20 protein-coding genes and 1 rRNA gene are annotated in these 24,850 nt (G+C 70.9%); 12 read left to right on the top strand and 9 right to left on the bottom strand.

The features are described 5' to 3' along the window. Nucleotides 1-198: 198 nt before the first annotated feature. Nucleotides 199-315: ribosomal RNA gene (rrf, locus tag LY41_RS00105) — 5S ribosomal RNA — on the top strand. A gap of 274 nt (nucleotides 316-589) precedes the next feature. Here rrf and hisS read toward each other — a convergent pair. The 5 genes from hisS to LY41_RS00080 form a co-directional block, all read right to left on the bottom strand. Beyond that, the gene (hisS, locus tag LY41_RS00100) at nucleotides 590-1,864 is read right to left on the bottom strand and encodes a histidine--tRNA ligase (protein WP_253861597.1); all 1,275 of its coding nucleotides are present in this window, start codon (nucleotides 1,862-1,864) and stop codon (nucleotides 590-592) included. A 47-nt stretch (nucleotides 1,865-1,911) separates the two neighbouring features. Further along, nucleotides 1,912-3,483, bottom strand: coding sequence for an MFS transporter (locus LY41_RS00095; RefSeq protein ID WP_308292177.1), 1,572 nt, complete (start codon nucleotides 3,481-3,483; stop codon nucleotides 1,912-1,914). Further along, nucleotides 3,480-4,154: an LppX_LprAFG lipoprotein gene (locus LY41_RS00090; protein ID WP_253861596.1), complete on the bottom strand. Its 675-nt coding sequence runs from the start codon at nucleotides 4,152-4,154 to the stop codon at nucleotides 3,480-3,482. Before LY41_RS00090 ends, LY41_RS00095 begins: the two co-directional genes overlap by 4 nt. 173 nt (nucleotides 4,155-4,327) lie before the next feature. Further along, nucleotides 4,328-4,780, bottom strand: coding sequence for a flavodoxin family protein (locus LY41_RS00085; RefSeq protein ID WP_253861595.1), 453 nt, complete (start codon nucleotides 4,778-4,780; stop codon nucleotides 4,328-4,330). Between the two features lie 6 nt (nucleotides 4,781-4,786). Then, the gene (locus tag LY41_RS00080) at nucleotides 4,787-6,544 is read right to left on the bottom strand and encodes a phospho-sugar mutase (RefSeq protein WP_253861600.1); all 1,758 of its coding nucleotides are present in this window, start codon (nucleotides 6,542-6,544) and stop codon (nucleotides 4,787-4,789) included. Nucleotides 6,545-6,644: 100 nt separating this feature from the next. Between LY41_RS00080 and LY41_RS00075 the strand changes: the two genes are divergently transcribed. Beyond that, entirely contained in the window at nucleotides 6,645-7,901 is a 1,257-nt protein-coding gene (locus LY41_RS00075) for a PucR family transcriptional regulator (protein WP_253861594.1), read from the top strand. Nucleotides 7,902-8,361: 460 nt separating this feature from the next. Here LY41_RS00075 and LY41_RS00070 read toward each other — a convergent pair whose 3' ends face one another. Continuing rightward, nucleotides 8,362-9,156, bottom strand: a complete 795-nt coding sequence (locus tag LY41_RS00070) for a purine-nucleoside phosphorylase (RefSeq protein WP_253861599.1) — start codon at nucleotides 9,154-9,156, stop codon at nucleotides 8,362-8,364. A gap of 134 nt (nucleotides 9,157-9,290) precedes the next feature. After that, on the bottom strand, nucleotides 9,291-11,081 hold the full coding sequence (locus LY41_RS00065; RefSeq protein ID WP_253861598.1) for a serine/threonine-protein kinase: 1,791 nt from the start codon (nucleotides 11,079-11,081) through the stop codon (nucleotides 9,291-9,293). 184 nt (nucleotides 11,082-11,265) lie between these two features. On the opposite strand from LY41_RS00065, the gene LY41_RS00060 reads away from it, so the two are divergent. From LY41_RS00060 to LY41_RS00035, 6 genes are all read left to right on the top strand, one after another. Further along, entirely contained in the window at nucleotides 11,266-13,209 is a 1,944-nt protein-coding gene (locus LY41_RS00060) for a methylmalonyl-CoA mutase family protein (RefSeq protein WP_253861593.1), read from the top strand. Beyond that, nucleotides 13,206-15,404, top strand: a complete 2,199-nt coding sequence (gene scpA, locus LY41_RS00055) for a methylmalonyl-CoA mutase (protein WP_253861591.1) — start codon at nucleotides 13,206-13,208, stop codon at nucleotides 15,402-15,404. Before LY41_RS00060 ends, scpA begins: the two co-directional genes overlap by 4 nt. Beyond that, entirely contained in the window at nucleotides 15,404-16,420 is a 1,017-nt protein-coding gene (gene meaB / locus LY41_RS00050; protein WP_253861589.1) for a methylmalonyl Co-A mutase-associated GTPase MeaB, read from the top strand. The genes scpA and meaB overlap by 1 nt, the downstream gene beginning before the upstream one ends. Nucleotides 16,421-16,543: 123 nt before the next feature. After that, nucleotides 16,544-17,047: a hypothetical protein gene (locus LY41_RS00045; protein ID WP_253861587.1), complete on the top strand. Its 504-nt coding sequence runs from the start codon at nucleotides 16,544-16,546 to the stop codon at nucleotides 17,045-17,047. A gap of 299 nt (nucleotides 17,048-17,346) precedes the next feature. After that, entirely contained in the window at nucleotides 17,347-18,630 is a 1,284-nt protein-coding gene (locus LY41_RS00040) for a M20 family metallopeptidase (protein ID WP_253861585.1), read from the top strand. A 360-nt stretch (nucleotides 18,631-18,990) separates the two neighbouring features. Then, complete coding sequence (locus tag LY41_RS00035) at nucleotides 18,991-19,836, top strand: type IV toxin-antitoxin system AbiEi family antitoxin (protein ID WP_504965948.1); 846 nt, start codon at nucleotides 18,991-18,993, stop codon at nucleotides 19,834-19,836. Between the two features lie 237 nt (nucleotides 19,837-20,073). Here LY41_RS00035 and LY41_RS00030 read toward each other — a convergent pair whose 3' ends face one another. Further along, nucleotides 20,074-20,526, bottom strand: coding sequence for a gamma-glutamylcyclotransferase (locus tag LY41_RS00030; RefSeq protein WP_253861582.1), 453 nt, complete (start codon nucleotides 20,524-20,526; stop codon nucleotides 20,074-20,076). A gap of 84 nt (nucleotides 20,527-20,610) precedes the next feature. On the opposite strand from LY41_RS00030, the gene LY41_RS00025 reads away from it, so the two are divergent. From LY41_RS00025 to LY41_RS00010, 4 genes are all read left to right on the top strand, one after another. Next, complete coding sequence (locus LY41_RS00025) at nucleotides 20,611-22,011, top strand: NAD(P)H-quinone dehydrogenase (RefSeq protein WP_253861580.1); 1,401 nt, start codon at nucleotides 20,611-20,613, stop codon at nucleotides 22,009-22,011. 88 nt (nucleotides 22,012-22,099) lie between these two features. Beyond that, the gene (locus LY41_RS00020) at nucleotides 22,100-22,885 is read left to right on the top strand and encodes a VOC family protein (RefSeq protein ID WP_253861578.1); all 786 of its coding nucleotides are present in this window, start codon (nucleotides 22,100-22,102) and stop codon (nucleotides 22,883-22,885) included. Between the two features lie 323 nt (nucleotides 22,886-23,208). Then, nucleotides 23,209-23,979: a hypothetical protein gene (locus tag LY41_RS00015; protein WP_253861577.1), complete on the top strand. Its 771-nt coding sequence runs from the start codon at nucleotides 23,209-23,211 to the stop codon at nucleotides 23,977-23,979. Between the two features lie 9 nt (nucleotides 23,980-23,988). After that, complete coding sequence (locus LY41_RS00010; RefSeq protein ID WP_253861576.1) at nucleotides 23,989-24,201, top strand: hypothetical protein; 213 nt, start codon at nucleotides 23,989-23,991, stop codon at nucleotides 24,199-24,201. Between the two features lie 3 nt (nucleotides 24,202-24,204). On the opposite strand, the gene LY41_RS00005 is transcribed toward LY41_RS00010, so the two are convergent. Next, complete coding sequence (locus tag LY41_RS00005; RefSeq protein ID WP_253861575.1) at nucleotides 24,205-24,639, bottom strand: phage antirepressor N-terminal domain-containing protein; 435 nt, start codon at nucleotides 24,637-24,639, stop codon at nucleotides 24,205-24,207. Nucleotides 24,640-24,850 lie beyond the last annotated feature (211 nt).

The raw sequence follows: 24,850 nt of genomic DNA, 5'->3' as shown, positions 1-24,850 counted from the left end.
CCAAGAGATGATTGGGTTGATAGGCCAGACATGGAAGCGCAGTAATGTGTGTTGGAGTGGACTGGTACTAACAGGCCGAGGACTTGCCTACAACGATGCTACGCACCCACTCTACGATCCTGAAACACCACACCACCCGCCCCACACCGGCCGGCTGGTTCGTGTGGCGCGGGGCAACGGTGTGTTGTTTCGTAGTGTTTCGGTGGTGATAGCGGCAGGGACACGCCCGGTCCCATTCCGAACCCGGAAGCTAAGCCTGCCAGCGCCGATGGTACTGCACTCGACAGGGTGTGGGAGAGTAGGACACCGCCGAACCCAACATAAAATGGAAAACGGGCCTGTCGGCTCGAGTCCGAGAATCATCGGATTCGCCGACGGGTCCGTTTTTCGTTGTTTCTCGTCTTTCTCGTGGCGATCGCCATGGGCGCACGGGAAAAGTTGCGCACGGAGAAATGTGGCGAACGACCAGCGGGGTGCGTGACGTCGATGAGCCACGCACCCCGCTGGTTGGCTGTGTTGTCGCGGTGGTGTGTCGTTCCGGGGGATCGACCACGCGGCGGATCGGTCTTCGCCGCTCGGTCTTCGCCGCTCAGTCCTCGCCGCGCAGTGGACGTTCTTCGAGCGAGCTGTCGTCGTCGGCGCGCAGGTGGACGAACGCGGTGAATCCTGCGGCGTCGACCCGCTTGAGCTGCGCGGCGAACTTGCCGCTGCGGCCCACCGGGGCGACCGACCGGCCGTCGCTGCGCAGCTGCCTGGCCGTCGCCAGCACCGTCGAGGTCGGAACATCGGTGTCGTAGAGCAGCGCGAGCCGGTCGTGCGACGGCGGTTCGGACAGCAGGTCGACGATCCGCTCGAACCCGATCGAGAAACCACACGCGGGGACCTCGGTGCCCAGCGACCGGCCGATGAGGTTGTCGTAGCGGCCACCGCCGGCCACCGAGCCGGCTGCGCCGGGCGCGGTGACCTCGAAGATGTGCCCGGTGTAGTAGCCCATGCCGCGCACCAGCGTCGGGTCGAACTCCCACGTCACGGCGTTCTGGGCGGCGATCTCCGACAGGCAGGTGGCAGTGGTCGCCAGATCGTCGAGTACGGCCTCCGGCAGGCTGGGCACGACCTCGGCCAGCGTGGCGGCCAGCTTGTCGCCGGGGACCGCACCGAGTGCCTCGATACGGTCGCGGGCGGCCGACACGACCTCCGGACCGAAACCACGCGTGGCCAGCTCGGCGGAGACACCGTCCCACCCGATCTTGTCCAGTTTGTCCAGCGTGATGAAGAAGCCGTCGTGCTCCTCGGCCGGTACGCCGGCCTCGGTGGCCAGGGCCGACAGGAACCGCCGGTCGGAGATCCGCACCGTGGTGCCGGTGAGTCCCACCCGGTTGAGCGCCTGCGTCGTGGCCTCGATCAGCTCGGCCTCGGCGAGCATGCCCGGTTCGCCGACCATGTCGATGTCGCACTGGTAGAACTGCCGGTACCGGCCCTTCTGCGGCCGTTCGGCACGCCACACCGGACCGAACTGGAACGAACGGAACGGCGTCGGCAGCTCGCCCCGGTGCTGTCCGTAGAACCGGGCGAGCGGCACCGTCAGGTCGTAGCGCAAACCCATGTCGACCAGTTCGGCGAGCTCGGTATCGGCCTCGATGCGCTCGGGCAGACCGCGTCGCAACACCTGGAAGATCATCTTCTCGTTCTCGCCGCCCTGGCCGCCGGAGAGCCGCTCGACGCGTTCCAGCGCGGGTGTCTCGATGCGCTGGTAGCCGTAACGGCCGTACACCTCGGCGATGGTCGACAGCACATGGTCGCGCACCGCCACCGCAGTCGGAAGCAGGTCACGGGTTCCCCTCGCGGGGCTGTTGTCGATCTTCACCAGGACAGTCCTTGAACTCGGAAGCGGGCGTCGAATACCCGCCGAGTCTATCGAGCGCGTCGTGGGCCGGTGAGCAGGGCGAGGCCCGCACCCACGAGGCAGACGACCGCGGTGATCGCGAAGATCTCCGTGTACTGGGTGAGCATCGCGTCCTGGAGCCCGGCCGCGTACTCGGCGGCGGCCCTGTCGAAGGCCGCGTCGTTCGGATACAGCATCGGCAACGGCGTCTGCAGGTTCGCGGTGAGGGTGTGGAACCGGTGCAGGCCCCACGCCGACAGGGCCGAGATGCCGACGAGCATGCCCGTCATCCGCGCCACCACCACGGCCGCCGACGCCATGCCGTGCTGACCGGCAGGTACGACCCGCAGCACCACCGCCGACAACGGCGCGATGACCAGGCCGAGGCCGATGCCGACGAGGATCAGATCGGTGTCCAGCCGGGGCAGCGTCAGCGGGCCGAGTTCGTGCGGGGCGGACAGTACGTCGGCGGGCCAGTGCGACATGAGCAGGAATCCGCAGGCGGCGACGAGCAGGCCTGCGGCCGCCACCCAGCGTTCGGCGATCCGGTTCGCCAGCAGCCCGCCGATCACCGCGCCCACCGGCAGCGCGACGAGGAACCGCAACAGCAGCAGCACCGCGCCGTGGTCGCGCTCGCCGAGCAGGGTCTGGGCGAACAGTTCGACGTCGACCAGCGTCACCATCAGCGCGGCACCCGCAGCCAGGCTCGCGCCGAGGGCGGCGAAGAACGGCCGGAGCTGCACGTTCGCGGTGTCGAGCAGCCGGGTGCGGGCCGTGGCCTCCCACACGATGAAGGCCACGAATGCCGCCGCGGCGGCGATCAACGTGGCAGGGCCCCAGCTCGGCAGGACCTGTTCCTGCGGCTCCGGGTTGTACAGCGCGACGACCAGCAGTCCGAGGGCGACGGCCAGCAGGCTCGCACCCACGACGTCGGCCTTCTGCCGCTGCGCGGGACGTCCGCCCCGGATGGACAGGTGCACCACGACCATCGCCAGCAGCGCCAACGGCACGTTCACCCAGAACACGGCCCGCCAGCCGGCGAGACCGGCCAGCGCGATGCCGTACACCGGGCCGAGGACACTGCCCAGTTCCTGCGCACCGCCGATCGCGCCGAGCACGGCCGCCCGCCGGTGCTGTGACCACAGGTCGGCCGCCAGCGCGAGCGTGACCGGCAACAGCGCACCGCCCGCGACGCCCAGCACCACGCGTCCCGCCACCAGCAGCGGGACCGACTCGGCGGCGGCCGTCAGCACCGATCCGGCCAGGAACACCGTCAGGCAGGTCTGCAGCAGGGCTTTACGGCCGAACCGGTCCGAGGCCTGGCCGAGGAGCGGCATCGCGGCGACGTAGCCGAGCAGGTAGCCCGTGACGATCGGCGTGACGCGCTCGATGCGGTTCAGCGGGACCTGCAAGTCCTCGACGATCTGCCGCAGCAGACCGAGGACGACGTACGTGTCGAGAGCGCCGAGCAGCACCGCGAGGCCGCCCGCGCTGATCGCGAGGCGGCGCGAGTGGGCGCCACCGGTCGCGGGGGTGTCAGTGCTGGTGTCGGTGCCGGTGCCGGTGCCGGTGGCGGGGGAAGCGGAGTCGGGGGAGGTCACTGTGGGGGCTCGACAGTGACCGGCTCGTTCACGTCGGACAGGGTGATGTCGACGGAGGCATCACCGGAGAACGTCGCCGTGGCCTTGACGGGCAGGTGCGACTCGTCGTTGCGGATCCAGAACGCCACGTCGGCCGCCGACGGTACGCCGGGCAGCACCTCGGAGAGCACGTCCCGCGGCAGCGTGCCTTCGACCTTGACGGTCTCGTGGCCGGAGACCTCCTCCTCGGCGGTCGTCTCGGGGTCCTCGAGGTTCGAGACGAGTTCGGCGACTCCGCGGTCCGGGTCGAGTATCGCCGACGGGTCGTAGATGTTCGACACCATCGATGCGGGAAGCTGCTGGTAACCGCCGGTCGGCCCTTTGAAGTGCAACGAGTCGCCGGTGAGTACGAAGTCGATCTCCACCAGCTGGCCCGCCTGCGTGATCGTGCCGCTGCCCTCGGCTTCGCCGTCGGCGGTCAGGTCGCCGTCGAGGGACTGCATCATGAGGCCCTGGACGTTGCCGTTGACCTGGATGGCGAAGTGTGTGCTGTCGATGCCGGCGGTGGCTTTCGTGGCGTCGTCGACGAGTGTCGCCGCGTCGGGGAGCGATTCGTCGGAGGCGGAGGAACATCCGCTGGCGGTGACGGCCGCGGCGACCAGCACCCCGGCGAGCAGTCGACGTGTGCGCATGCTCATGAAAATACTGGGGCGCGAAGCGTCACCTTGTGGGTGGTCGCCGGCGCCCGTAGCCGCCACGCCCAGTGAGCGCTCCTCGGGGTGGAACTGCCCCCAAGGGCACCTTCGGGGCGCTGAACGCCCCCAAGGTGCCCTTGGGGGCACAAACCTGATGGGCTGGGTGGGGGTCACTCCATCAAGTGGGCGGCCGACGTGGCGCCGAGTTCCCAGCAGGCGGAGATGTCGTCCTTGCCGGGTTCGCCCACGACGGTCACGGGCGCCGTCGCCTGCTGCCAGCCCAGGCCCGTCGTCACGGTCGCGATGGCCTTCTGGGCACCTTCGACACCCTCGTTGCCGTGCACGTAGTACCCGAACGGCAGGCTGCGCGTGGCGTCGAGACACGGGTAGTAGACGGTGTCGAAGAAGTGTTTCAGCGCGCCCGACATGTAGCCGAGGTTCGCGGGGGTGCCGAGCACGATCCCGTCGGCGCCGAGCACGTCGGACGCGGTCGCCGACAGCGCGGGCCTGCGCACGACGTCGACGCCCTCGATCTCGGGGTCACTCGCCCCGGAGACGACCGCCTCGAACATCGACTGCAGGCTCGGCGACGGCGTGTGGTGAACGATCAGCAGGGTGGCCACGGCGCCTCAGGGTGCCTCGGCCGGTGCGGACTCGGCAAGCAGCCGCTCGAGGTCGCTGCGCAGTGCGTCGAGCCGTTCCGTGGCGCGGGCGCGCGCGGCGGCGAGGTCGTCGCCCGGCGGTTCGATCACCTCGAGGTACGCCTTGAGCTTCGGTTCCGTCCCCGACGGCCGCAGCAGCACGCGCACGCCTTGTCCGCGCAAGCGCAGCACGTCGGCATCGGGCAGCAGGTCCTCGGCCGTCACGGTCACCCCGGCGAGGTCCGCGGGCGGACCGGCGCGCAGGCCGGTCATCAGCTCGGCGCGTGCGGTCAGGTCGGCGATACGCAGCGACACCTGATCGGTGACATGCACGCCGTGGCGGGCGGCGAGGTCGTCGAGCATGTCGAGCAGCGTGCGCCCGCCTGCCTTCAGCGTGGCCACCAGATCGCACGCGACGACAGCCGCGGAGATGCCGTCCTTGTCGCGGACGACGTCCGGCGCCACGCACAGTCCGAGCGCTTCCTCGTAGGCGAACACCAGGTCGTCGCCGGCACGTGCGAGCCACTTGAAGCCGGTCAGCGTCTCCGCGTACCGCGCGCCGTGGGCACGGGCGATCTCGCCCAGCAGCGACGACGACACGATCGTCGTCGCCACCAGCGGGCCCCCGGTGTCGGTGACCGTGCCGTCCTCCTCGACGACGAGCTCGCCTGCGGCACCACCGGCACCGGCACCATCGGCACCGGCACCACCCGCAGCGCCACCGGCTCCGGAACCCCCTGCGCCGCGGCGACCCGACAGCACGTGCTCACCCAGCACGACGCCGGTGTCGTCACCGCGGAGCATTCGCCACGCGCCGTCGCGACCGGGGACACCGAGGGCACACCGGTCGGCGTCCGGGTCGAGCGCGATCGCCACATCGGCGCGCACCTCCTCGGCCAGCGCCAGCAGCCGGTCCGTGGCACCCGGTTCCTCGGGGTTGGGGAACGCGACGGTCGGGAAGTCGGGGTCCGGCGCGCGCTGCGTGCCGACCAGGTGGACGTCGGTGAACCCGGCGCCGCGCAGCGCGGCCTCCAGGACGTCGGCTCCCACGCCGTGCAGCGCGGTCGCCGCGATCCGCACGTCCCGCGCACCGCCACGCGGCAGTGCCGTCGTCGCGGCGAGGTAGGCCTCGAGCACGTCGACGGTTGCCGCGCCGTCTGCCCGCGGCACCTGCCGTGCCGGAGGTGCCGCCTCGACGGCCGCTTCGATCCGCCGGTCGGCAGGCGGCACGATCTGCGCGCCCGTGTGGTCGTAGAGCTTGTAGCCGTTGTCGGCAGGCGGGTTGTGCGACGCCGTGATCTGGATGCCCGCGGCCGCACCGAGATGCCGCACCGCGAACGCCAGTAGCGGCGTCGGAAGCGGCGCGGGCAGCACCGACACCGCGAATCCGGCCGCGGTCAGGACCTCGGCGGCCGCGGTCGCGAACCGCTCGGACCCGTGACGGGCGTCGCGGCCGAGCACCACCGTCGCGCCCCCGTGGCCGGAATCGGCCAGCCACCGTGCGACACCCGCGGTGGTGCGGACCACGACCGCGGTGTTCATGCCGTTCGGGCCTGCCCGCACCGGACCGCGCAGCCCCGCGGTCCCGAACGCGAGCGGGCCCGCCATCCGGTCGGCGAGGTCGGCGGTCGCCTCGGTGTCGCCTGCCACGGCGCGCGCGAGCACGGTCTGCAGCTCCTGTTGTGCCGACCGGTCGGGGTCGTCGGCGATCCACCGGTACGCGGCATCACGCAGGTCCGGCGTCAGGCGGGCGGTGGGGTCTGCGGACTCTGGCACCGGCCCATGTTGTCAGGCGACGGCGAGGCTCGATAGTTTTGCCCTCGTTTTGCCGAGGGGGTGGCCTGCAGTGTTGTCCAACGCGGCGCTGGTCGGTCCGTCCGCGCGGGAGGAGCTGGCACGCATGGCGCCGGTCTTCCGGGAGCAGGCCGGGACCGTCGCCCAGCGCATCATCGAACAGATCCAGTACACGATCCCCGAATACCAGCGGCCGCTGGAGGGCAAGTTCGGTCTGGCCATCCGTGACGGTGTCGAACAGGGCGTCGTCGACTTCCTCGACCGGCTGCTCGGCGATGCCCCGGTCGACGATCGCACGGACACGGTGTTCCGCCAGCTCGGCAGACTCGAGGTCGTCGAGGGGCGCGGGCTCGAGGTGCTGCACTCGGCGTTCCGGCTCGGGGTGCGGGTCGGGTGGAAACGACTCGCGGAGATCGGCCTCGGGGCGGGGCTGCAGGTCGAGACCATGTGCGAGCTGGCAGGCGCGCTGTTCGCCTACATGGACGAGTTGTCCGAGCTGTCCCACGAGGGCTACACGGCGGCGCAGAAGCGCGCGGCCGGTGCGCTCGAACGCAGGCGCAAACGGTTGCTCGAGGTGCTCGTCGCGGAGACACCCGCGCCGCGGGACGTGCTGGAGGAGCTGGCGACCGCGGCCGCGTGGCCGCTTCCGCAGCGCCTCGCCGTCGCGGTCGTCGACCGGCCGGGCGGAGACCCGGCAGGTTACTCGGACCTGCCCGACGACGTGCTGGTCGACCTCGAGGGCGAGGTCCCGTGCGTGGTGCTGCCGTGGCCCGAATCGACCACCGACGGCGACCCCGGGGGCACGGCGGCACGGCTCGCCGAGGCCGGGTTGCGCGGCACGCGGGCCGTGATCGGACCGCCGGTACCGGTGGAGGAGGCCGCACACTCGCTCCGGTGGGCACGCAGGCTCGCCGAGCTGCGCGAGGCGGGTGTGGTCGCCGCGCCCACACCGGGTTCCGAGGGCGACGTGGTGCGTGCCGACGAGCACCTGCTCACGTTGTGGTTACTGAGCGATCCGCCCTTGGCACGGCTGCTCGGTGACAAGGCCGTCGCGCCGCTCGCCGAGTTCAACGTGCGCCAGCGCGAACGGCTCGCCGAGACGCTGCTGGCGTGGATTCAGCGCCGCGGCAGTGCCCCGGACATCGCCGCGCAGCTCGACATCCATCCGCAGACCGTGCGTTACCGCATGCACCAGGTCGACGAGCGCTACGGCGACCGGATCTACGACCCCGACAGCCGGGTGTGGATCGCCGTCGGGCTGCTCGCCCGGAACCTGCTCCGGAAGCAGGACGCCCCCGCGTCGCTGTGACCGTCCGGGCACGACGGCGCGGACACCTCGACCGTGCCGAGTGACGCGCGGCACACTTCCGCGCAGTCCTCGGCACCGGGTCCGGACGGGCGAAAGCGGACATCGACCGCACCCCGGTGAGTACTGCACGACACCGTTTTGTCAGCGCCGTGACAACCGGGTCGGCGAGGCCGGTCCGCTTACTCGAACGGGTTATTGTCGGGCGCCACGGCGCCGGGGGAGATTGACACGCAGCTCGAGCCGGTTCGGCTCGCGAACCACCCCGGTGCGGCGCGCGACGACGTTGTCGCCGCCTCGGTCACCGGGCGGACGAGGTGCGCGAGGACATCATTCCCAGGAAAGGACCTCGATGATGCGCAGGGAAGTCACGGACGTGCCGATCATCACCGGCACGTTGACGTCGAAATAGCCGCCGCTCCGCCGCACCTCGCCCGCCTGCCGGCGTCATGCCCTGCCGGCGTCATGCCCTGGCGGCGAGGTCGCGCAGCAGCGAGCCCATCCGCTCGGCTGCTGCCCGGCCCGCCTCGATGACCTCTTCGTGGTCGAGGGCCTCGCCCGTGATCCCGGCCGCCAGGTTCGTCACCAGCGACAGCCCGAACACCTCGAGTCCCGCAGCCCGCGCGGCGATCGCCTCGAGCGCGGTCGACATGCCGACCAGGTCGGCGCCGAGGGTGCGCAGCATGCGGATCTCGGCGGGGGTTTCGAAATGCGGCCCCGGCATGGCCGCGTACACGCCCTCGGTCAGTGACGGATCGATCGACGCCGCCACCTCGCGCAGCCTGCTCGAGTACAGGTCGGTCAGGTCGACGAAGTTCGCGCCCACGATCGGCGAGGTGGCCGTCATGTTCAGGTGGTCGGAGATCATCACCGGCTGGCCGACCTCGAGCCCCTGCCGCAGGCCGCCCGCGGCGTTGGTCAGCAGCACGGTCTTCACGCCCGCCGCCGCGGCGGTGCGGATGCCGTGCACGACGCTGGCCGTGCCCCGTCCCTCGTAGAGATGCGTGCGGCCGAGCAGCACCAGCGCCCGGTTGTCGCCGAGTGCCATCGAACGCGCGGAGCTGCCGTGCCCGACGGCGCCGGGCTTGGCGAACCCCGGCAGGTCACCCAGCTCGACCTCGGTATCGGGAGCGCCGATGACGTCGGCGGCGGGGCGCCAGCCCGAGCCCAGCACGATCGCGACGTCGTGCTGCGCGACTCCGGTGCGCTCGGCGAGAACGGCGGCGGCCTCGCGGGCCGTGTCGTGAGCCTGGTCCATGGGGGAGTTCGAATCCGTCACGAACGCGCAGGTTACTGCAGGCTCCCGCTATCCGGGCGCGGGTACGCCGAACTCCGGCGCGGTTCCCGCACGCAGGCGGGCGGGCCGCGGTCGGGGCCGGTGCGGGCGAGGAGTCAGTCCGTCTGGCGGAACGTGGGGACGATGCGGTCGAACAGGTGCTGCCTGCCGAGCCGCTCCTGGTCCACCGGGACGGTCACGGCGACGACCCACAGGCCGGTGCCGGTGGGGAACACGTCGGCGGTCGTGCTGCGGTTGATCGCGCGGCCGCCGTCCCCGCTGTCCTCGCCGCGGTCGCCGCGCTCGGCGGTGCGGTAGGTGATGCGCAGGCCCTCGCCCTCGTGGATGTCCTCCTGCTGCACGAGCGTGAAGTCGGACTGCGTCCACGACTCGCGCAGCCGTGCCACGTACTGCTCGGAGGTCAGGCCCTCGCCCGCGAACCGCTCCACGCCGAGCGTGCGTGCTCCGTCGGCGGAGACGAACTGGATGTGCGTGCTGGTGGGCAGCGTGTCGGCGGTGCGCTGGGTGACGAACCGCTTCCAGCCGGCGGGCACGCGGACGGTGAACAGCCCGCCCTTCGCGCCGCGCATGTTCGTGGCGTCGCCGTGGCGCAGTTGCAGCGGCTGCGGGGTGGCGGTCCCGGACGTGCCGGCGGAGCGTTCCGGGGTTGCCGCATCTCCGGCGGGAGGTGCGGCCGAGTGGCCCGACACGGTGCGCACCAGCAGGAAACCCCCCGCGACGGCCAGCAGGAACACCACGACGACCGCCGCCGAGATCAGCGCGAGCCGCCTGCGTGAGGCGGGTTCCGGCTCGGCGGCGTGACTCGGGCCCGCCGTCGGCGTGAACGGCAGCGGCCCCGGGTCCGCGGCCAGCTCACCCCGGCCGCCCGCGTCGGCCTCAGCGCCGCCCGCGTCGCCCGCGTCGGCCGCGTCGGCCTCCGCACCGTTCCCGCCGCCCGCTCCGGCCCCGGCCGCGTCGGACGGCCCCGCGTCGGCCGCTTCCGTGCCGGACTCGGCCGCTCCGGACCCTTCCGCTCCGGGCACCTGCTCCTGAGCGGGAGGCAGTTTCGGAATGACCTGCGTGGCTCCCGGATCGTGCCCGCCGGCCACGCCGGTGTCGTCGAACAACGAGGCGGGAAACACCTCCTCGCCGGGAGCGGGCAGCAGTGGCCGGAGCCTGCGCCGTACCTCGGCGAGAGGCAGGCGGCTGCTCGCCTCTTTCGCCAGCAGCCCCTGGATGATGCCCGCGAGCGGTCCCGGTGAGGGTTTCGGCGGGCTGCCGCGCACGACCTCGGTGACGGTGGCCAGCGGGTCGCCGCCCTCGTCGTAGGGCGGCCGCCCCTCGGTGGCGGCGAACAGCGTCGCCCCGAGGCCCCACAGGTCGGCAGCGGAGGTGACGGCGCCGCCCGAGGCGACCTCCGGCGCGATGAACGCGGGCGAGCCGAGCATCATGCCGGTGTGCGTCATCGTCACTTCGGAGACGTTGCGGGCGATGCCGAAGTCCGTCAGTTTGATCCGGCCGTCGTCGGCGATGAGCACGTTGCCGGGTTTGATGTCACGGTGCGTGATGCCCGCTGCGTGGGCCGCCTCCAGCGCGGCGGCCACGGCCTCGGCGACCGTCACGGCCTGCGCCGTCGTCAGCCGTTCGCGGTCGCTGTCGAGGATCGAGGCCAGGCTCCGCGACGAGAGCAGCTCCATGACGACGTACGGGTCGTGTCCTTCGCGGACGACGTCGTGGAGCACGACGACGTTCGGATGCGACAGCGCCGCGATCGCGCGCGCCTCGCGCAGGGTGCGTTCGCGCAGCTCGGAGAGCTGTTCGGCGGGCACGCCCGGCGGGACGTGCACCTCTTTGAGCGCGACCTGCCGTTGCAGGAACTCGTCGTGGGCCACCCAGACGGTGCCCATCGAGCCGGCACCGAGCACGGAGTCGAGTCGGTAGCGGCCTGCGACGACACGTGGCTGGTCTGCGGACACGCACCCATTCTGTCGGTCATCGGGGTGCGCGGGTGGCCGGGTACCCGTGGCGCGGGGCCGCGTCGCGATCAGCCTCACACTTGACGGACCGCCACGGCTTCTACCATCACTCGGTATGACGGAAGTGGCAGGGACGCCAGCTGCGGGCGGCCCGGAATCCCGGGACGGCTCGACGGACTCCGCGGGCGCGGCAGTTCCCGCGCTGTCGCTCGCGGCCGAGTTCGACACCCCCGACCATGCGAGCTGGCAGCGTCTCGTCGCGGGCGTGCTCGCCAAGACCGGCGCGCTGCCCGAGGGCTTCGACGGCGCGCCCGAGAGCCTGCTGGCCACCACGACCTACGACGGCATCGAGATCCAGCCGCTGTACACGGCCACCGACGAGGCGCCCGATGCGGGTTTCCCCGGTCTGCCGCCGTTCGTGCGCGGCGGCCACCCGGAGGGACACGTGGCCGAGGGCTGGGACGTCCGGTCCCGTCACGGCCACGGCGACGTGGCGGCGGTCAACCGCGAGGTCCTCGCCGACCTGGAAAACGGTGTCACCTCGGTGTGGCTGCGTGCGGGCCGCGGGGGCGTGCCGGTGGAGTCGCTGGCCGATGCGCTGCACGAGGTGCGCCTCGACCTGGCCCCGGTGACGCTCGAGGCCGGTGAGGACTACGTGGCCGCGGCCGACGCGCTGCTGGCCGTCCAGGCCGAACACGGCGTCCCCGACGCCGAGGCCTGCGGCACGCTCGGCGCCGACCCGATCGGACTGCACGCGCGCACCGGCACCGCCCGCGACCTGGCGCCCGCCGCCGAGCTCGCCGCGAGGGTCGCGGCGCGGTACCCGCTGCTGCGCACCGTCGTCGCCGACGGACTGCCGTTCCACGAGGCGGGCGGGTCCGATGCCCAGGAACTCGGCGCGACGATCGCCGCGGGCGTCGCCTACCTGCGCGCGCTTCTCGACGCGGGTCTCGACGTCGAGACGGCCGCCGCGCAGCTGGAGTTCCGGATCGCCGCGACCGCCGACCAGTTCCTGACGATCGCGAAGCTGCGCGCCGCGCGCAGGCTGTGGGCGCGTGTCGCCGAGGTGTCGGGGGTGACCGGCTCCGGCGCCGCCATGCATCAGCACGCGGTCACCTCTCCCGCGATGGTCACCCGGCGCGATCCGTGGGTGAACATGCTGCGCACGACGATCGCCGGGTTCGCGGCGGGTGCGGGCGGGGCGGACGCCGTCACGGTGCTGCCGTTCGACGAGGCTCTCGGCAGGCCCGAGGAGCTGTCGCTGCGTGTCGCCCGCAACACCCAGGCGATCCTGCTCGACGAGACCAGGCTGGCGGGCGTCGTGGATCCGGCAGGCGGTTCCTGGTACGTCGAGAACCTCACCGACGAACTGGCCCACGCCGCGTGGCGGGAGTTCACCGCCATCGAGCGGGCGGGCGGCGTCGTCGCCGAGCTGACCTCCGGTGCGCTCGCGGCGCGACTCGCCGAGACCCGGCGTGCCCGGTCGGAGCGGATCGCGACGCGCCAGGACCCGATCACCGGTGTCAGCGAGTTCCCGCTCGCCGGCGAGCAACTCCTCGAGCGCCGGCCGTCCGAACCGGACGGGCTCGACGGCGGCCTGCCGCGGGTGCGGTACGCCGAGGGGTTCGAGGCGCTGCGCGACCGCGCCGACGCCCACCTCGCCGCCACCGGTTCGCGACCGGCGGTCTTCCTCGCCACGCTCGGCCCGCTGGCACAGCACACGGCGCGCGCCACGTTCACCACGAACTTCCTGCAGGCGGGCGGGATCGAGCCCGTCGACCCGGCCGAGACCGACGGTGTCGACGACCTCGTCGCGCGGTTCCGGGAGAGCGGGGCCGCCGTGGCCTGTCTGTGCGGTACGGACGCCGCGTACGCCGAGCAGGCCGCCGACGTCGTCGCGGCGCTGCGCGAGGCCGGTGCGGCCGAGGTGTGGCTCGCGGGCACGGTGCCCGACGGGGTGACCGTCGACGGAACCGTCCACAAGGGATGCGACGTGCTCGCCGCCCTGACCGGCATCCTCGACACGCTGGCAACCGACGACCAGGGAGCCGCCCGATGAGCATCCCCGATTTCTCCGACGTCGACCTCGGCGTGCCCGCGGCCGGTGACCGCGAGCGCTGGGCCGAGGCACTGCAGTCGGCCACCGGCAAGGGCGCGGACGCGCTCGAATGGGAAACCCCCGAGGGGATCGGCGTCAAGCCGCTCTACACGGCGTCCGATCTGTCCGATGTGGACTTCCTGAACACGTATCCCGGTGCGGCGCCGTTCCTGCGCGGGCCGTACCCGACGATGTACGTGAACCAGCCGTGGACCGTGCGCCAGTACGCCGGCTTCTCCACGGCTTCCCAGTCCAACGCTTTCTACCGCCGCAACCTCGCCGCCGGCCAAAAAGGACTCTCGGTGGCGTTCGACCTGGCGACGCACCGGGGATACGACTCCGACCACCCGCGGGTCGCCGGTGACGTCGGCATGGCGGGCGTGGCGATCGACTCGATCTACGACATGCGCCAGCTGTTCGACGGGATCCCGCTGGACAGGATGAGCGTGTCGATGACCATGAACGGCGCGGTGCTGCCGGTGATGGCGCTCTACATCGTGGCCGCCGAGGAGCAGGGCGTCGCACCGGAGAAGCTCGCGGGGACCATCCAGAACGACATCCTCAAAGAGTTCATGGTCCGCAACACCTACATCTACCCGCCGCAGCCGTCGATGCGGATCATCTCCGACATCTTCGAGTACACCTCGCAGCGGATGCCGAAGTTCAACTCGATCTCCATCTCCGGCTACCACATGCAGGAGGCCGGAGCGACCGCCGACCTCGAACTGGCCTACACGCTCGCCGACGGCGTCGAGTACCTGCGTGCGGGCGAGGGCGCGGGCCTGGACATCGACGCGTTCGCGCCGCGCCTGTCGTTCTTCTGGGCCATCGGCATGAACTTCTTCATGGAGGTCGCCAAGCTCCGCGCGGCCCGCCTGCTGTGGGCCAAGCTCGTCAAGCGGTTCGGTGCCCAGAATCCGAAGTCGCTGTCGCTGCGCACGCACTCGCAGACCTCCGGCTGGTCGCTGACCGCGCAGGACGTCCACAACAACGTCGTGCGCACCTGCGTCGAGGCGATGGCCGCCACGCAGGGCCACACGCAGTCGCTGCACACCAACGCGCTCGACGAGGCGCTCGCACTGCCCACGGACTTCTCCGCGCGCATCGCCCGCAACACCCAGCTGGTGCTGCAGCAGGAATCCGGCACCACCCGCGTGATCGACCCGTGGGGCGGCAGTTCGTTCGTCGAGAAGCTCACCCACGACCTCGCCCGCCGCGCGTGGGCGCACATCGAGGAGGTCGAGGCCGCGGGCGGCATGGCCAAGGCGATCGATGCCGGCATCCCGAAGCTGCGCATCGAAGAGGCCGCGGCACGCACCCAGGCGCGCATCGACTCCGGCCGCCAGCCCGTTATCGGCGTCAACAAGTACCGCCCCGAGGCCGACGAGCAGATCGACGTGCTCAAGGTGGACAACGCCGAGGTCCGCGCGCAGCAGCTCGAGAAGCTGGAGCGGCTGCGGGCCGAACGGGACTCCGGCGCCGTCACCGACGCGCTGCGCAGGCTCACCGCGGCGGCTGGGGGCGAAGCCGGCGGGGGACAGAGCGGCGAGGGCAACCTGCTCGAACTGGCCGTCGACGCCGCGCGCGCCAAGGCCACGGTCGGCGAGATCTCCGAGGCACTCGAGCAGGCGTGGGGACGTCACTCCGGGCAGATTCGTACGATCTCCGGTGTGTACCGCGACGAAGTCGGCAAGACCGAGGGCGAAGGCGGGATCGACGCCGCACGGCAGCGGGTCGACGACTTCGCCGAGCACGAGGGGCGCCGCCCGCGCATCCTCGTGGCCAAGATGGGCCAGGACGGCCACGACCGCGGGCAGAAGGTGATCGCCTCGGCGTTCGCCGACGTCGGGTTCGACGTCGACGTCGGCCCGCTGTTCTCCACGCCCGCCGAGGTGGCCGCGCAGGCCGTCGAGGCGGACGTGCACGTCGTGGGCGTCTCGTCGCTGGCGGCTGGCCACCTGTCGCTCGTGCCCGCGTTGCGGGCGGAGCTGGCCGCACTGGACCGGTCCGACATCCTCGTCGTGTGCGGCGGAGTCATCCCGCCGCAGGACTACGACCAGCTCCGCGAGGCGGGCGCCGCCGCGATCTTCGGCCCCGGCACGGTCATCGCGGATGCCGCCGTCGACCTGCTCGACCAGCTGGAGCAGGACGGATAGTGCCGCGCCGCAACGCCGTCGACGTCAGCGCGTACGCGAAGGGCGTGCGCGCCGGTGATCGCGGCATGCTCTCGCGGGCGATCACGCTCGTCGAGTCGGCCAAGCCCGAACACCGCAGCAAGGCGCAGGAACTGCTCGTCGAACTGCTGCCGCACGCCGGTGGTGCGCGGCGGATCGGCATCACCGGCGTTCCCGGCGTCGGCAAGTCGACCTTCATCGACCAGCTCGGTACGCAGCTGACGGAGGCGGGGCACCGCATCGGCGTACTCGCCGTCGACCCGTCGTCCACCCGGACCGGCGGGTCGATCCTCGGGGACAAGACCCGGATGGCACGGCTGGCTGTCGACCCGTCGGCGTTCATCCGCCCGTCGCCGACATCGGGCACGCTCGGCGGCGTCGCCCGGGCCACCCGCGAGACGATCGTGCTGATGGAGGCGGCCGGCTACGACGTCGTGCTCGTCGAGACGGTCGGTGTCGGCCAGTCCGAGGTGACCGTGGCGGGCATGGTCGACTGCTTCCTGCTGCTCACCCTCGCGCGCACGGGTGACCAGTTGCAGGGCATCAAGAAGGGCGTGCTCGAGCTCGCCGACGTCATCGCCGTGAACAAGGCCGACGGCGAGCACGCCACCGACGCCCGCCGGGCCGCCCGCGAACTGTCCGGCGCGCTGCGCATGCTCTACGGCTCGGAGGCGACGTGGACGCCGCCCGTGCTGACCTGCAGCGGTATGAGCGGAGACGGGCTCGACGAGGTGTGGAACCGGATCGGCGAGCACCGCGCCGCGCTCGAATCCACCGGTGAACTGGAGGCCAAGCGCACCCGCCAGCGCATCGACTGGACGTGGGCGATGGTGCGGGAACAGCTGCTCGACCGGCTCGGCGAGGATCCCGGTGTGCAGGCCGTCGCCGGTGACGTCGAACGCGGTGTCCGCGAGGGCACGCTGACCGCGACGCTCGCCGCGGAGCGGATCCTCGGCGCGTTCGGGTACGGCTTCGGCGACACCCCGCGTGGCGGCTGACCACGTCACGGATTCGTGGGCACACTGAGGGTGATGCGTGCTCCCCGTGTGTCCTCCCGCGTATGGCCCGTCCTCCGCTCGCCGCGTGCCGATCGGGCGCTCCGGCGCGTCGGGGTGTCCGGGGTGTCCAGGGTTTCCGGGACGTTCGTGGTGCTCGGGGTGGCGGCGGTCGTGTCCGCTCTCGTGTGGTTCGGGGTGAGTACCGTCGGTCCGCCCACCGCCGTGGCCGGTACGGGCGCCGGGGCCGTGGCCGAGGCGGCCGCGCCTGCCGAGGCACGTACGGCAGCAGAGCCGGATCCGGTGGCGGACCCGCCAGCGGAGGCGAACCCGGCAGCAGAGGCGAACCCGGCAGCAGAGCTGGACCCGGTGACGGCCCCGGACCCGGCCGCGGAGGCGGACCGGAAGACGGACCCGGCAGGGTCCGCGACGGCCGGCGCCGGGCGGGCCGATGCGGCGACGGTGCTGGCGCAGAGCGAGGACTCCGGGCCGGAACTCGATCCGCAGACCGAGGCCGACCAGGAGAACGCGAGGAGCAAACTCATCGTGGGCCTTGCCGCGGCAGCGCTGCTGGGCATCATCGTGTGGGGGCGCATCATCCGCCGCAAGCGCGCCGAGAAGGACGACTGACGGGCTGCCGGGGCGGCCTGCGGAGCCTGCCCTGGCGGCATGGCGACGGTCGTCCGACGGCGTGTTCGTGCGGGTCGACGTGCGTTCGGCGACGATCAGTGGTCACCCGTCGTGCGGTTGCCGGTAGCGGACGAAATGCGCATCGCCGCTCGCCGCAATCTGCCTACCGTCGGTCTCGTCGCTACGACATCCGGGTCTCGTGCTCACCTGTTCGGTGCAACACTGGGAACAGATTTCGTAGGTGACGTCCGCGCGCCGTGGACAGGTTCGGCGTCGACGGGCGTGCGCGGAGGTGTGCGGTGACCGTTCTCGACTCGCGACCCGAGGTGCCGGGTGACCCGGACGGCTCGTCGGACGCGGTGCTCACCGATTCGGGTGTGAGCATGGCGCCGGCGGCCGATCTCGGTGCGGGCAGAGGGCCGGAGTGGCTGGACGACTGGCTGGCCGAACACGCCGGCGACGTCCTGGCCTGGCGCAGGCACATTCACGCCCATCCGGAGCTGGCCCGTCGCGAGTACGGTACGACCGAGCTGGTCGCGGGCCTGCTGGAGTCGGCGGGTCTGTCCCCGCAGCTCATGCCGTCCGGTGCGGGCCTGAGCTGCGACATCGGTGACGGTCCTGGCTGCGTGGCGCTGCGGGCCGACCTCGACGCGCTGCCACTGACGGAGGTGAGCGGACTGCCGTTCGCCTCCACGGTCGACGGCGCCGCCCACTCGTGCGGCCACGACCTGCACACCACGATCGTGCTGGCGACGGGCCTGGCGCTGGCGAGTGCCGCCGAGCGGTTGCCCGGGCGCGTGCGGTTGATCTTCCAGCCAGCCGAGGAGGTCATGCCCGGCGGCGCACTCGACGTCATCCGGGCCGGCAGGCTGGAGGGCGTCGACCGGATCTTCGGCCTGCACTGCGATCCGCACGTGGAGGTCGGCAGGATCGGCACCCGCGTCGGTGCGGTGACCTCCGCCGCGGACCTCGTCGAGCTGCGACTGACCTCGCCGGGAGGGCACACGTCACGGCCGCACCTGACGGCCGACCTCGTCCACGCGCTGGGCACGGTGATCACGTCGCTGCCGTCGGTGCTGTCGCGGCGGGTCGACCCGCGGTCGGGCACGGTGCTGGTGTGGGGGTCGGTGCACGCGGGCGAGGCGCCGAACGCCGTACCGCAGGACGGGCTGCTGCGCGGCACGTTGCGCACCGCCGACGAGGAGACGTGGAAGCAGCTCGAGTCGCTCGTCGAATCGTCGGTGGAGTCGCTGCTGGCGCCGCTGGGTGTCGGGTACGAGCTGAACTACCAGCGTGGCGTGCCGCCCGTGGTGAGCGGGCAGGAGAGCACGGAGCTGTTGCGTGGTGGCGTCGAGGCGGCGCTCGGTGCGGATGCGCTGGTCGGGACGGAGCAGTCGTCCGGTGGTGAGGACTTCGGCTGGTACCTGCAGCACGTGCCGGGAGCGTTCGCGCGCCTCGGCGTGTGGCCGGGGGAGGGGCCGAAACGGGACCTGCACCAGCCGACCTTCGAGGCCGACGAACGCGCCCTGCTCACCGGTACGCGAGTCCTGGTCAACACGACCCTGGCAGCGCTCACCCCCTGACCCTCGCCACCGCCACCCGCCGTGTTGCGTTCTCCGGAGCCCGTGTTGCGGATTCCGGGGGCTGTGTTGCATTTCCCGGGGGCCGTGTTGCGCTCTCCGGGGACTGTGTTGTGGCAGCTGGAGTGGTGTCGTGGGCTGAACAGGTGAGCTTGGCGGGGACGCAGTGGGGCAATCGTCCCCAAGTTGTCCACATCGCTCTCAGTTATCCACAGATTTGCTCACAGCCTCCTGCGGAGTGTCCCGGCAGGTCACAGTGACGGAATGTTCACACCGAACTGGGGTCAACACGGGGCAGCGAAGCGAAGCGATCTCCTGCACGCACTCGGGGAACAGACCGTCCGGTCGGCGCTGCGTCACGGGGTGCTGAGTCAGCCGTGGCGCGGAGTGGTCGTGGATACCACGCGTTCGCTCGACACCGTGACACGGTGCGCTGCGGGACTCCTCGCCGCCGGGCCTGGCGCAGTGGTCTCACGCAGTACGGCAGCGGTGCTCCACGGGTGCAGCGCGGCCGAGAACGGAGAGTTGCACGTGACCGTGCCTTACGGCAGCACGGCGCGGTCACGCGGTGGGCTGATCGTCCATCGCGACAGGTTCGTTGACGACGATGTCGAAGTTCGTCATGGACTTCCGGTCTTCTCGCTCGCCCCGACGTTGGTGGAGCTGTTGTGTGTCGAGCGGAGATGGGTAGCGCTGGCAACCGTTGATCAGGCGCTTGCAGGGGTACCGGACGATCAAGCCGAGGCGTTGGTCCGGAGCGTCAGCAGCAGGCTCACCCTCCGCGACGACCGCCGTGGTGTGCCTGGCGCGCAGGCGCTTCTCCAGTTGGCGACCGGGAAGGCCGAGTCGCCGCAGGAAAGCAGATTGCGCTTACTCGTGGTGGACGCCGGATTCCCCGTACCGACGCCGCAGTTCCCGGTCGTCGACCTGCGCGGTCGACTGCTCTATGTGTTCGACCTGGCATGGCCCGAGGTCAAAATCGCTTTGGAGTACGACGGGTACGAGGCGCACGAGGGCCGCGGTGCTTACGACGCCGAACGTGATCGGCGTATGGCTGACCGCGGGTGGCTCACAGTCAGAGTTCGGAAAGAGCAGTTGGCGACACCGGAACCGGTTCTCAGCGAATTGTGGCGGGCCTTCGAGAAGCGGGGCCGTCCGCTCGTGCAGACCGCGTCTGGTCCGCGACGTGCGTACACGATGCGGCGCTGAAATCGAGCATCCCCGCTTGCTGCAAGTGCAGGGCCGCGCGACTGCGTGGCCCTGGCACTTGTGGCGCGTTGGATCGCCGCCCATATACGCGGACGAGGTGGCGGAGAGGACCCAACACGGCTCCCGGAATCCGCAACACGGCCCCCGGAATCCGCAACACGGCCCCCGGGAAGTGCAACACGGCCCCCGGAGACCGCAACACGGCCCCCGGAATCCGCAACACGCGGGGTTGCTGGGTTAGGGGCCGATTCCCTTGCAGGGGCGGGTGCGCAGGCCGGTCACGTAGTCGGCGGGAGCGCCCGCGGCTTCGGCGGCGTCGGCCAGCACACCGAGATAGCGCGCCGACGGCAGGCCGCCCTCGTAGGCGTCCAGCACGTACAGCCACGCCAGGACCGACCCGTCCATGGTCTGTACCCGCAGGCGGATCTTGTTGTGCAGTCCGAGCTCGTCGCCCTCCCAGCGGTCGAGCTGGCCTTCGTCGAGCGGCGTGACGTCGTAGAGCACCACGAACACCCGGGAGTCGGGGTCCTCCACGATCGTGGAGAGCGCCCCTTCCCACAGCAGGTCCTCGCCCCCGAACGTCAACCGCCAGCCTTCCAGCCAGCCGGTTCCCGCCATCGGCGAGTGCGGCGCTCGCTCGGCCATTTGGGAGGGTTCCATGTTGGACCCGTATGCGGCATAGAGAGGCACGGCGACAGCGTAACGGCCTCTCGCCAAGTCGAAACCCGGCCACGCCTAAAGTGGTACCGGACGGCGTGTGAGGAGGCACCAGACGTGACCAAGATCGTGATCATGGGCGGCGGACCTGCCGGCTACGAGGCCGCTCTCGTGGCAGCCCAGCACGGTGCGGATGTGACGGTCGTCGAGCGGGACGGTCTCGGTGGCGCCTGCGTGCTCTACGACTGCGTGCCGTCGAAGACCTTCATCGCCTCGTCCGGTGCCCGCGCGAGCCTGCACGGCTTCCGCGAACTGGGCATCGACGTCGACTTCGACGGCACCCCCGTGGACCTGTCGACCGTCCACGGCCGGGTGCGCGGGCTGGCGCTCGCACAGTCGGCCGACATCCGCGCCCGCGTGCAGCGTGAGGGCGTACGGGTGCTCAACGGCGCCGCGCGGTTCTGCGACGACGAGCCGGGCCTGGCCACGCACAAGATCGCCGTCGAGGGCGCAGGTGGCGAGGAGGTGCTGGATGCCGACGTCGTGCTGATCGCCACCGGCGCCACCCCGCGTGTGCTGCCCGGGGCCGTCCCGGACGGGGAGCGCATCCTCGACTGGCGCCAGCTGTACGACCTGCCCGAGTTGCCGGAACACCTCGCCGTGGTCGGATCCGGTGTGACGGGTGCCGAGTTCGCGTCCGCCTACACCGAGATGGGCGTGAAGGTGACGGTCGTGTCCAGCCGCGACCGCGTGCTGCCGCACGAGGACGCCGACGCCGCGGCCGTACTCGAGGAGGGCTTCTCCCGGCGCGGTACGTCCGTGGTCAAGCACGCGCGCGCCGACCGGGTGGAGCGCACCGAGAAGGGTGTGATGATCCACCTGGCTGACGGCCGCACCATCGAGGCGAGCCATGCGCTGATGACCGTCGGCTCGGTGCCGAACACCGAGGACATCGGCCTCGACCGGGTCGGCATCGAGACCGCGGGCAACGGATCGATCCCCGTCGACCGGGTCTCCCGCACCGGCGCGCCCAGCGTGTACGCCGCGGGCGACTGCACCGGGCTGCTGCCGCTGGCGTCCGTGGCGAGCATGCAGGGCCGGATCGCGATGTGGCACGCGCTCGGCGAGGGCGTCGCCCCGATCCGCCTGCGCACGGTCGCCGCGAACGTGTTCACCCACCCGGAGATCGCCACGGTCGGCATCGGCCAGCAGGCGATCGACTCCGGCGAGGTGCCCGCGCGCACGATCATGCTGCCGCTGTCGACCAACCCGCGGGCCAAGATGGAAGGCGTCCGCCACGGTTTCGTGAAGCTGTTCTGCCGCCCGGCCACCGGCGTGGTCGTCGGCGGTGTGGTCGTGGCGCCGACGGCGAGTGAGCTGATCCTGCCGATCGCGCTGGCCGTGCAGAACCAGCTCACGGTGGAGAACCTGGCGCTGACCTTCTCGGTCTACCCGGCGCTGTCCGGGTCGATCACGGAGGCGGGCCGGCAGCTGATGCAGCACGACGACCTGGACTGACCCGACGACCAGGATCGACCCGAATCGACGACCCTTGCCCGCCGGGCGCGCCGTGGCACACTGAGGGCAGCGACGAAGGGAGCGGTCGATGTCCTTCCGCGACACCCCGTGGCCGGAAGGCACGCCGTGCTGGGTCGACATGATGGCCGACGATGTCGCCGAGATCACGCGGTTCTACGGCGACCTGCTCGGCTGGGAGTTCGTCGACACCGGCGAGGACTACGGCCACTACTCGATCGCGCTGGTCGACGGCCGCGCCACCGCGGCGATCGGGCCGAAGCCGCCGGGGGTGCAGGCGCCGTCGGCGTGGAGCACCTACCTCGCGGCCGACGATGCGGATGCGACCGTCGAGCGGATCACCGCAGCGGGCGGGAAGCTCATCCTGCCGCCGGGTGACGTCGGTGAGGCCGCGCGCACGGCCGTCGCGGTCGACGCCGCCGGTGCGGTGTTCGGCATTTGGCAGGCGGGCCGCACCACGGGCGTGCAGATCGCCAACGTGCCCGGCGCGCTCACCTGGAACGAGTGCGTCACCCGCGACTACCCGGCGGCGAAACGGTTCTACTCGGACACGTTCGGGCACACCTTCGACGAGCCGTCCCACGGCGACTTCGCCTACGCCACGATCCATGTCGATGCCGGTGACGGTGCCGAGGCGGCGGAGGTCGGCGGTATCGGCGCGCTACCGGACACCGTGCCCGCGGAGATCTCGCCACACTGGACGACGTACTTCGCGGTCACCGAGGTGGACGCGGTCGTGACGCGGCTGGTCGAGCTCGGCGGCACCGTGCACGGCGGGCCGGTCGACTCGCCGCGCGGCAGGTTCGCCGCCGTGGCCGATCCCGGCGGCGCCCACTTCCGCGTGATCGAAAGCTGACGCCGCCGGGCCGCCCGGGCTCAGTCGACCCAGTCGAAGGTCTGGGTTTCCGTAGGCCCTACTAGGCAGCAAAACCGCTCGCGCTCGTCGAGTTCCTGTTCGGCCTGCCGCATGCAACGACCCCCCGGGCACCATCCTTCAGTCTGTGGACAATTTACCTATTTCACCGATAAGGCGGTGGGAGTTGCCGTTGTCGCCGCATAGAGTCCGCTGCCGAACGGACGTTATCCCCTCACGGAAGTTGGCCGTGGGGGCTGGGGAAGCGGAAGGAATCTATGCGTTCACGACTACGGAACACTGTGCTGTGCTGCGCTGTTGCCGTAATGAGTGTCAGCCTGTCCACTACGAGTGTCGCGGCGCCGCAGGAGCGGGAGTCCGCGAACGAGCGGGTTGCCAAGGTGGCCGCCGAATACTCAGCCCAGCACCCTCACGACTACGAGGGGCTGGAACGCGCGATTGTCGCGGCAGGTGGCGACAGCGTGACCATCGCCGTTGACGGCCACGGTGGAGTCTCAGCGCACGAAGCCCAGGACTTGTACGAGCAGGCCGCCGCAGCGGAGAGCTCCGGCGATGTCGAACCATTCGACGTGCCAGCGGACGCCTTCAACGTCAGCGGCAGCTGGTACCACATCCAGGACCAGTACGGTGAGTGGTGGAACGCGACCGGTACCTGGAATTTCCGCGACAACTATGTCAACGGCAGCGCACCACGGGATGCCAGCGGTATCGCAGCCGACGTCCCGAACTGCTGGGTCAACGACGGTGAGTGGATCAGAGCGTACGACTACCAAGGCAACCGCTACGGGGGTCCCCTACTCCGTCAGAACGCTGGCCTGACCGCGAGCGTATACGCAGTCGAGGACGCCACCTCCAACTTCGCGATGCTGACGGACAACGGTAGCCACACGGTCAGCTTCAAACGCCAGTCCGCAGGCTGCGCCGGTCAACCCTTGCAGGCGCGGTACTACTTCGAGCACAACCAGGATGGTGGCGGAGGCTGGAGCTTCGGGATCAGCGTCGCAGGGTTCTCGTTGACCTACTCGTCCGGCACGCCCCCCACGCTGCAGAAGGCCACGCAGGTCTTTCGGACATAATCAGCAACCATGACCACGCGATCGAACTACCGCACCGCTGCGGGCAGGGCCACGCTGGGAAGCGTGGCCCTGCTCGCAGCATTCGTCATCGTCGCTCTACAGGCTGTGGGCACTGGCTACGACCAGTGGCCCAACCTGCTGGCGATCCTGCTTGCCGTGGTGGGCAGCGGCCTGCGTATCGAAGCCGCCATCGCGAAACTCGACAACGACACCCCCTCGTGACCATCAAATCCCGGTAGTTGGTCCGCGGGTGACGATCGCGGCGAGCTGATTCTCGGTTGCCCGCGGGTTGATCGCGCCGCCTTGGGTGAAGTACTGCTCGATCACGTCCGCGACCTCGGACTGATACTGGACCAGCTTCGCTCGGACATGCTCGCCGACGCGCCGTTCGTCGATCGTGGCGAGCAGCATCAGGAACGTCCGTACGTCAGCGGTGTCCATCAGGTATGTCTTGCCGTCGGAGCCAGTTGCGGGGCTCTGACCCGTAACTGCCCATGATCGGCTCTTAAGCTTGTCGGTCTGCGTCTTGGTGTCGAGCCCGATCGCTTCGAGTGCGGGCTTGATCACGACGTGCGGCTTGCCGCTGATCTCGACGGCGAGCAGGTCGTCACCGCGGAAGGGGATGTGCACGAGGTTATTGGGAGCGGTAGGGTCTGCCATGCCGACCCAATCCTTTCAACAGCTGGTTGGCCAGCCCCCGGGGGTATGCTCCTCGCGGGGGCTCTTACTGCACCGGGCATATGAGGCGGCAACCTCGCCCGGTGGCGTTAGGGCGCGTCTGACAAATATTTGGGTGGTGTGCTGGGAGTGTGTGGGCATGTCGCGGTTCCAGCTGCTTTCGGATGCCCAGTGGTCGTTGATCGAGGACATG

Source organism: Prauserella halophila (assembly GCF_024171895.1).
Classification (GTDB): Bacteria; Actinomycetota; Actinomycetes; order Mycobacteriales; family Pseudonocardiaceae; genus Prauserella; species Prauserella halophila.
Note: the sequence above shows the minus strand (reverse complement) of the source record. Positions and strands in the feature narration are given on the sequence as shown.

Coding starts and splice junctions, on each gene's coding strand:
- LY41_RS00090 (WP_253861596.1), bottom strand. CDS start 4,154: ATGCGCACACGTCGACTGCTCGCCGGGGTGCTGGTCGCCGCGGCCGTC.
- LY41_RS00070 (WP_253861599.1), bottom strand. CDS start 9,156: ATGGACCAGGCTCACGACACGGCCCGCGAGGCCGCCGCCGTTCTCGCC.
- LY41_RS00065 (WP_253861598.1), bottom strand. CDS start 11,081: ATGGGCACCGTCTGGGTGGCCCACGACGAGTTCCTGCAACGGCAGGTC.
- LY41_RS00060 (WP_253861593.1), top strand. CDS start 11,266: ATGACGGAAGTGGCAGGGACGCCAGCTGCGGGCGGCCCGGAATCCCGG.
- scpA (WP_253861591.1), top strand. CDS start 13,206: ATGAGCATCCCCGATTTCTCCGACGTCGACCTCGGCGTGCCCGCGGCC.
- LY41_RS00020 (WP_253861578.1), top strand. CDS start 22,100: ATGTCCTTCCGCGACACCCCGTGGCCGGAAGGCACGCCGTGCTGGGTC.
- LY41_RS00015 (WP_253861577.1), top strand. CDS start 23,209: ATGAGTGTCAGCCTGTCCACTACGAGTGTCGCGGCGCCGCAGGAGCGG.
- LY41_RS00010 (WP_253861576.1), top strand. CDS start 23,989: ATGACCACGCGATCGAACTACCGCACCGCTGCGGGCAGGGCCACGCTG.
- LY41_RS00005 (WP_253861575.1), bottom strand. CDS start 24,639: ATGGCAGACCCTACCGCTCCCAATAACCTCGTGCACATCCCCTTCCGC.